Below are 6,116 nucleotides of genomic sequence, written 5' to 3'. Positions count from 1 at the left end.
GAGCGATATGTTGATTGAACAATTATGACTGCTGTAAAAAATTCCGATGGCGAACAGGCTGCCGATCTTGTCCACGAGGCGGCGGTTAAGGACATTCCCGAAGTTCTGCAAGCACTTGGAACGTCCCCGAACGGATTGGATGAAACAGAAGCGGTCGCGCGGCTGGAAAAATATGGCCCGAACGAAGTCGCGCAAGAGAGAAAGCACGAGTGGCTGCACCGGCTTTGGGTCGCCGTCCGCAATCCGCTGGTAATCCTGCTCACGGTGCTGGCGACAATCTCGTATGCCACCGGCGATTTACGCGCTGGAACAGTGATGCTATTGATGGTTGTGCTGGGCGTCACGCTGCGGTTTGTGCAGGAGACCAAGGCCAACACTGCGGCGGCCAAACTCAAGGCAATGATCAAAGTCACTGCCACTGTCGTGCGCGATGGTAAGGCCAAGGAAATCCCCCTTCAGCAACTTGTTCCTGGCGACATCGTGAAACTTTCCGCAGGCGACATGATTCCCGGCGACGTGCGGCTGATTGCCGCCAAAGATTTGTTCATCATCCAAGCCACACTTACTGGCGAATCGCTGCCGGTGGAAAAATCAGATGCACGTGACCCCCGAACAAATGTCTCGTCCATCGAGCACACCAACATTTGTTTTCTTGGCACGAGCGTAGAAAGTGGTGCGGCCACGGCAGTCATTGTTGCTACCGGCACGAAGACATATTTCGGCAAAATGGCCAGCAGCCTCGCGGGCCAGCAAGTCGAGACGGCCTTTGACAAGGGTGTCAAAAAATACGTCTGGTTGATGCTCACGTTCATGCTGGTGATGGTCCCGATGGTTTTCCTCATCAATGGCCTGATGAAGCACAAATGGGGTGACGCCTTTTTCTTTGCGATGGCCGTGGCCGTCGGTCTTACGCCGGAAATGCTGCCGATGATTGTTTCCGTCTGCCTGTCAAAAGGCGCGCTGGCGATGGCGAAGAAAAAAGTCATCGTCAAAAAGTTAAATTCAATCCAGAACTTCGGCGCGATGGATGTCCTTTGCACCGACAAGACCGGCACCCTCACCATTGACCATGTAATCTTGGAACTGCATGTGGACGTTTTCAAAAACGAGAGCGAGGCCGTGCTGCGCGATGCTTATTTGATCAGTCATTTCCAGACCGGCTTGAAAAACGTCCTCGACCGCGCGGTGTTGAAATACAAGGAACTGCATGGCGAACTAGGCATCGCCAATTACAAGATGGTGGACGAAATTCCATTCGACTTTTCGCGCCGCATGATGTCCGTCGCCATCGAGTGTCCAAATGGTGAACGTCAGTTGTTGACCAAAGGCGCACCCGAAGCTGTCTTCGCCAAATGCACGCACTTCGAGAACGACGGGGAAATCCTGCCGATGGAGCCAATCCTTGTCGGCGACATTATCGAACAGGTCAATTCATTAAGCGAAGATGGTTTTCGCGTTCTCGCCGTTGCCACAAAAAAATTAGGAGCGCAAACCACATTCACCAAAGCGGACGAAAGCGAACTGATTTTGACTGGCTATCTTGCCTTCCTTGATCCACCGAAAGACTCCGCATCCAAGGCCATCACTGCATTACGCCAGCACGGTGTCACCATCAAAGTGCTCACCGGCGACAACGACCTCGTCACGCGCAAGGTTTGCACTGAAGTGGGCATCCACGCCGAAAAGATTTTGCTGGGCATTCAAGTTGAAAAATTAACGGACGACGAATTGGCCAAAGAAGTTGAAGCCACGGACGTTTTCGCCCGCCTCTCGCCCGCGCACAAAAAGCGCGTCGTGCAGGCATTGCAACGCAACAAGCACGTCGTCGGTTTCATGGGTGACGGCATCAACGACGCGCCCGCCTTGCGCGCCGCCGACGTGGGCATTTCCGTGGATACCGCCGTGGACATCGCCAAGGAATCCGCCGATATGATTTTGTTGGAAAAGAATTTGATGGTGTTGGAAGAAGGTGTGCTCGAAGGTCGGAAAGTCTTTGCGAACATTTTGAAATACATCCGCATGGGCGCGAGTTCCAACTTTGGCAATATGTTCAGCGTGCTGGGCGCGAGTGCCTGGCTGCCGTTTTTGCCTATGCAGCCGATTCAGGTTTTGTCGAACAATCTGCTCTACGATTTTTCACAAGTGCCGATTCCGACCGACAACGTCGGTGTGGCGGTCATCTCCAAACCTCGCCCGTGGAATATGGGTGAGATTGGAAAATTCATCCTGTTCATCGGCCCGATCAGTTCCATTTTCGATTACACGACATATTTCTTGATGTGGTTTTTCTTCAAATGCAACAATCTGCTTCTGGCCGCGCCGCCGGAACTGGCTGCGCGCTTTCCCGGCACGGACGTCGCCGACCACACTTATGCCGCCGCATTGTTCAGCACCGGCTGGTTTGTCGAATCGCTGATGACGCAGACGCTAATCGTTCACGTCATTCGCACCAACCAAATTCCGTTCATCCAATCGCGCGCGAGCTGGCAGTTGACGATGACGACATTCGGCATCATGGCCATCGGCGCGTTCCTGCCGTATTCACCGCTGGCGCACTATTTGGGATTCGTTCCGTTGCCGTGGCAATTCTGGCCGCTCCTCGCAGTCACACTCGTTTGCTACGTCGGCTTGACACAATTGATCAAAGTGTGGCTGTTGCGGAAAAAATGGATTTGAAAATGGCCTATGGAGAAGGAATACAGACCGCCGCGAAAGAGGCTCCCCAACATTGCATTCCCGCTGGCTTGTATCGGACTTTTCTCGCTGAATTGCGCCGCCGAGCTATTCATATCTCATAAAGCCTGCGGGCTTGGTTGGATGCTTGTCGTCATGGGCGTAGCGTTGATTGTCTTGGCCGTTTTTTGGGGAACGAGGCGCAACTAGATGAATGTCAAATCATCATGCTGGAAATTGCTTCAACCGTGGTTGTTATCGCCTTGTTTGGTTGGTTTTTCTTTTGGATTTCTGAACGAATTCGGGCGCGGGTTCTTCAGCGTCAAATCAAGCGACTGAAAGCTGATTTCGCAAAACTTCAGGGGGCTGTTTCGCAGGTTGAAAAAATGAAGTCCGCCGTTACCGATTGGCACTCAAAGAACGCGATTGCGAAATGTGAGCCGCCTCGCAAAGGCTGAATGGCAGTCTTTGTAGGAATTGAACGCGCCACTTCCCTTAACAAATCTTCAGATAGTCTTAAGTAACGGGCGGCATATTTTCTTCTATCTTCATTAAGCGGCGCATTTCCGTCGCATGATTTTATGAACATTGGCTTAACTGACTGTTTGAGCGAGTCTCAAATCCTGGCTGACTTGCGGGCAACGAACCGTTGGGAAGCGATTGACGAGCTGATTAACAATCTGGTGGAAACGGGTAAAATAAAACCCGAGCACCGGGACGCCATCACCGCCGTCGTCAGAAAGCGCGAGTCATCCATGAGCACCGGCATCGGATATGGCATCGGAATCCCACATGCTTCAACTGATTTGATTAACGATCCGATTGCGGCGCTTGGCCGTTCCAAAAAGGGCATCGCCTTTGATGCTTTAGATGGGCAACCTGTGACGCTCGTGATTCTTTTCCTCATTCCGCAAGGACAGTTTCAAAAGCACCTGCACACCGTGGCGGAAATCGCCAAGCTTCTGAAGACGCCGCATTTTCGTGAAGCCGTTGAACAGGCTCCCGATGCCAGTTCCATTCTTTGGATTATCAGAAGAAGATCGTCGTCGCATTTAATGTCAAAATGAGCGCATGGGAATTTTCTTTGCATCTGGGTTGTGCGCCGCTTTGCGGCATCGCCAGCCGTTTGAGCCTTAAAAAGCGTCGGCGGCCTGAACTGGCAATTGTTGCCATCCAGGCGGAACGGTTGAACGCCGGTCGTGCCTCCAATTCTTAAAAATTCTTAAGGCTACCTTAAGTAACACTTCATCGCGGCTTCATTTATTTTTTCAACGGATTATTTGTGCGTTCCGGCAAGGGCGGGCGTATTCGTGTTATGAACGGTGAAAGTCGAAACCGAAATTGGAGAATGAAAACGAAGACCAAATATATTTTCTTTGTGGCCTGGATGCCGCTTCTGTTGCTGGCTGTCGTCCTGACTGGTTGCAAGCGTTCTGAACCTGCCGCCCCAGCCAGCCAATTTGAGCGGCAGGGCGACCTGGTCGTCATACCGGAGCAATCCATTTTGCGCGACCGGTTGAAATTTGACACGGCGCGCGCGGAGAAAATCCAAAGCCGGCTTTCCGCGCCAGCGGTGGTGGAGGCCGACCCGCAGAAATACGCGAATGTTTTTCCGCCGTTGACCGGACGTTTGATCAAATTACATGTGCAACTTGGCGACACGGTCACCAACGGACAATTGCTGGCCTCGCTGCAATCGCCGGATTTTTTTGCGGCACAGGACAATTATGTGAAGGCCAAAAGCGTCGAGGAACTGACCCGTCGTGCGCTGAAACGGCAGCAGGAACTTTTGGAAAACAAAATCGCCGCGCAAAAAGACGTGGAGCAGGCCACGAGCGATTATGAATCCGCAAAAATTGATCTCGACACGGCGGTTCAGCAATTGCTTGCTTACGGTTTCAATCCTGAAACCGACAAGCTCGGCCAGCCATTGCAGGTTTTTTCTCCGTTGTCCGGGCAGGTAGTTGACATGGCTTCCGCGCACGGCGAATTTCGCAATGACAACACCGTTTCTTTGATGACAGTGGCCGATTTGTCCACGGTCTGGGTGACGGCGAGCGTGCAGGAAAAAGACCTGCAATTCTTGACGAAGGGACAGGAAATCAGCGCGGCCATTGCAGCCTATCCCGGCGAAACTTTCACCGGAAAAATTTTGTTCATTGGCGACCTCATTGATCCCGACATTCGTGTCGCGAAAGTTCGCGTCGCCTTTGACAACCCGGAACGCCGCCTCAAGCCCGGCATGTTTGCGACGGTGAATTTTCTCGGTTTCCCGCAAACGCAAGTCACTGTGCCCGCGACCGCTGTGGTGCAAAGCGGCACCTCGGCCTTTGTATTTGAACAGGTCAAACCGTGGGTGCTCCAACCGCGCGAAGTGAAAGTGGGCGCACAACAAGACGACCGAATCATCATCACCGACGGGCTTGATGCGGGTGCAAACATTCTTGTAAAGGAAGGAGTGTTGTTTCAATGATTGCCGGTTTTGTCGCCTTCTGTCTGCGTCGGCGCGCGCTGATGCTGGCCGTGTTCATCGGCCTCTCCATCTTTGGTTTCTACACGTTGCGGGAACTGAACGTGGAGGCGTATCCCGACATCGGCGCGGTGACGATTCAGGTCATCACGCAAGATCCGGGTCACGCCGCCGAAGAAGTGGAGCAGCAAATCACCATTCCTTTGGAACGCGAGCTGAACGGTCTTCCCGGCCTGCATGTCATGCGCTCGAAAAGCACCTTTGCGTTGTCGTTGATCACCTTGGTTTTTAACGACGGCACAGATTATTACTTCGAGCGCCAGCGTGTGTATGACCAGATTGGCAACGTCACCTTGCCGCCGGGAGTGCAAGCGGGGCTGGACTCACCCACTTCACCCATCGGCGAAATTTACCGTTACACGGTTGAATCAAAACTGCGTGATGCGCGAGAACTGCGTGACTTGAACAATTGGGTGGTCATGCCCCGCATCAAGCAAGTGCCCGGTGTCATTGATGTCAATCCTTTCGGCGGTGAAAATTATCAATTCCAAGTGTTCGTTGATCCGAACAAACTGGCGCAATATAACCTTTCACTGGCGCAGGTTGAAAATGCGATTACGGCGAACAACATCAACTCCGGCGGCAGTTTGATTGTGCGCGGCGAACAAGGTTTCGTCGTGCGTGGCTTGGGTGCCATCACCAAGGTTGACGATTTGAACAACATCGTCATCACGCAAAAAAATGGAGCGCCGGTTTTCGTGAAAGACATCGGGCATGCGGAAATGGGTGTGCTTGAACGTCAGGGTATTCTCGGCAAAGACGACAATGATGACGCGGTTGAGGGTATCACCCTGCTGTTGCTTGGCGCGAATCCCTCAAAAGTCCTCGCCGGCGTCCACCAGAAGGTCGAAGAATTGAACACCAAAGTTCTGCCGCCGGATGTCAAGGTCGTGCCGTATCTCGACCGCACCGC

5 protein-coding genes are annotated in these 6,116 nt (G+C 52.8%); all 5 read left to right on the top strand.

Annotation, left to right across the window (positions count from 1 at the left end):
• Positions 1 to 24 precede the first annotated feature (24 nt).
• Positions 25 to 2,676: a magnesium-translocating P-type ATPase gene (mgtA, locus tag VLX68_07210; GenBank protein HUI92017.1), complete on the top strand. Its 2,652-nt coding sequence runs from the start codon at positions 25 to 27 to the stop codon at positions 2,674 to 2,676.
• Positions 2,677 to 2,900: 224 nt separating this feature from the next.
• Positions 2,901 to 3,131, top strand: coding sequence for a hypothetical protein (locus VLX68_07205; protein ID HUI92016.1), 231 nt, complete (start codon positions 2,901 to 2,903; stop codon positions 3,129 to 3,131).
• 123 nt (positions 3,132 to 3,254) lie between these two features.
• Positions 3,255 to 3,740, top strand: coding sequence for a PTS sugar transporter subunit IIA (locus tag VLX68_07200; protein ID HUI92015.1), 486 nt, complete (start codon positions 3,255 to 3,257; stop codon positions 3,738 to 3,740).
• A 281-nt stretch (positions 3,741 to 4,021) separates the two neighbouring features.
• Positions 4,022 to 5,146 (top strand): efflux RND transporter periplasmic adaptor subunit, encoded by a 1,125-nt coding sequence (locus VLX68_07195; protein ID HUI92014.1) that lies wholly within the window; start codon positions 4,022 to 4,024, stop codon positions 5,144 to 5,146.
• Positions 5,143 to 6,116 (top strand): efflux RND transporter permease subunit (locus VLX68_07190; GenBank protein ID HUI92013.1); only part of this gene is annotated, 974 nt, incomplete at its 3' end. The genes VLX68_07195 and VLX68_07190, both read left to right, overlap by 4 nt.

Source organism: Chitinivibrionales bacterium, assembly GCA_035516255.1.
GTDB lineage: Bacteria > Fibrobacterota > Chitinivibrionia > Chitinivibrionales > FEN-1185 > FEN-1185.
The sequence above is the reverse complement of the archived record's forward strand: the minus strand, read 5'-3'. Positions and strand labels throughout refer to the sequence as shown.

What these genes read in the sequence shown, in the direction of transcription:
- mgtA (HUI92017.1), top strand. Translation starts at nt 25, where the DNA reads ATGACTGCTGTAAAAAATTCCGATGGCGAACAGGCTGCCGATCTTGTC.
- VLX68_07200 (HUI92015.1), top strand. Translation starts at nt 3,255, where the DNA reads ATGAACATTGGCTTAACTGACTGTTTGAGCGAGTCTCAAATCCTGGCT.
- VLX68_07205 (HUI92016.1), top strand. Translation starts at nt 2,901, where the DNA reads ATGCTGGAAATTGCTTCAACCGTGGTTGTTATCGCCTTGTTTGGTTGG.
- VLX68_07195 (HUI92014.1), top strand. Translation starts at nt 4,022, where the DNA reads ATGAAAACGAAGACCAAATATATTTTCTTTGTGGCCTGGATGCCGCTT.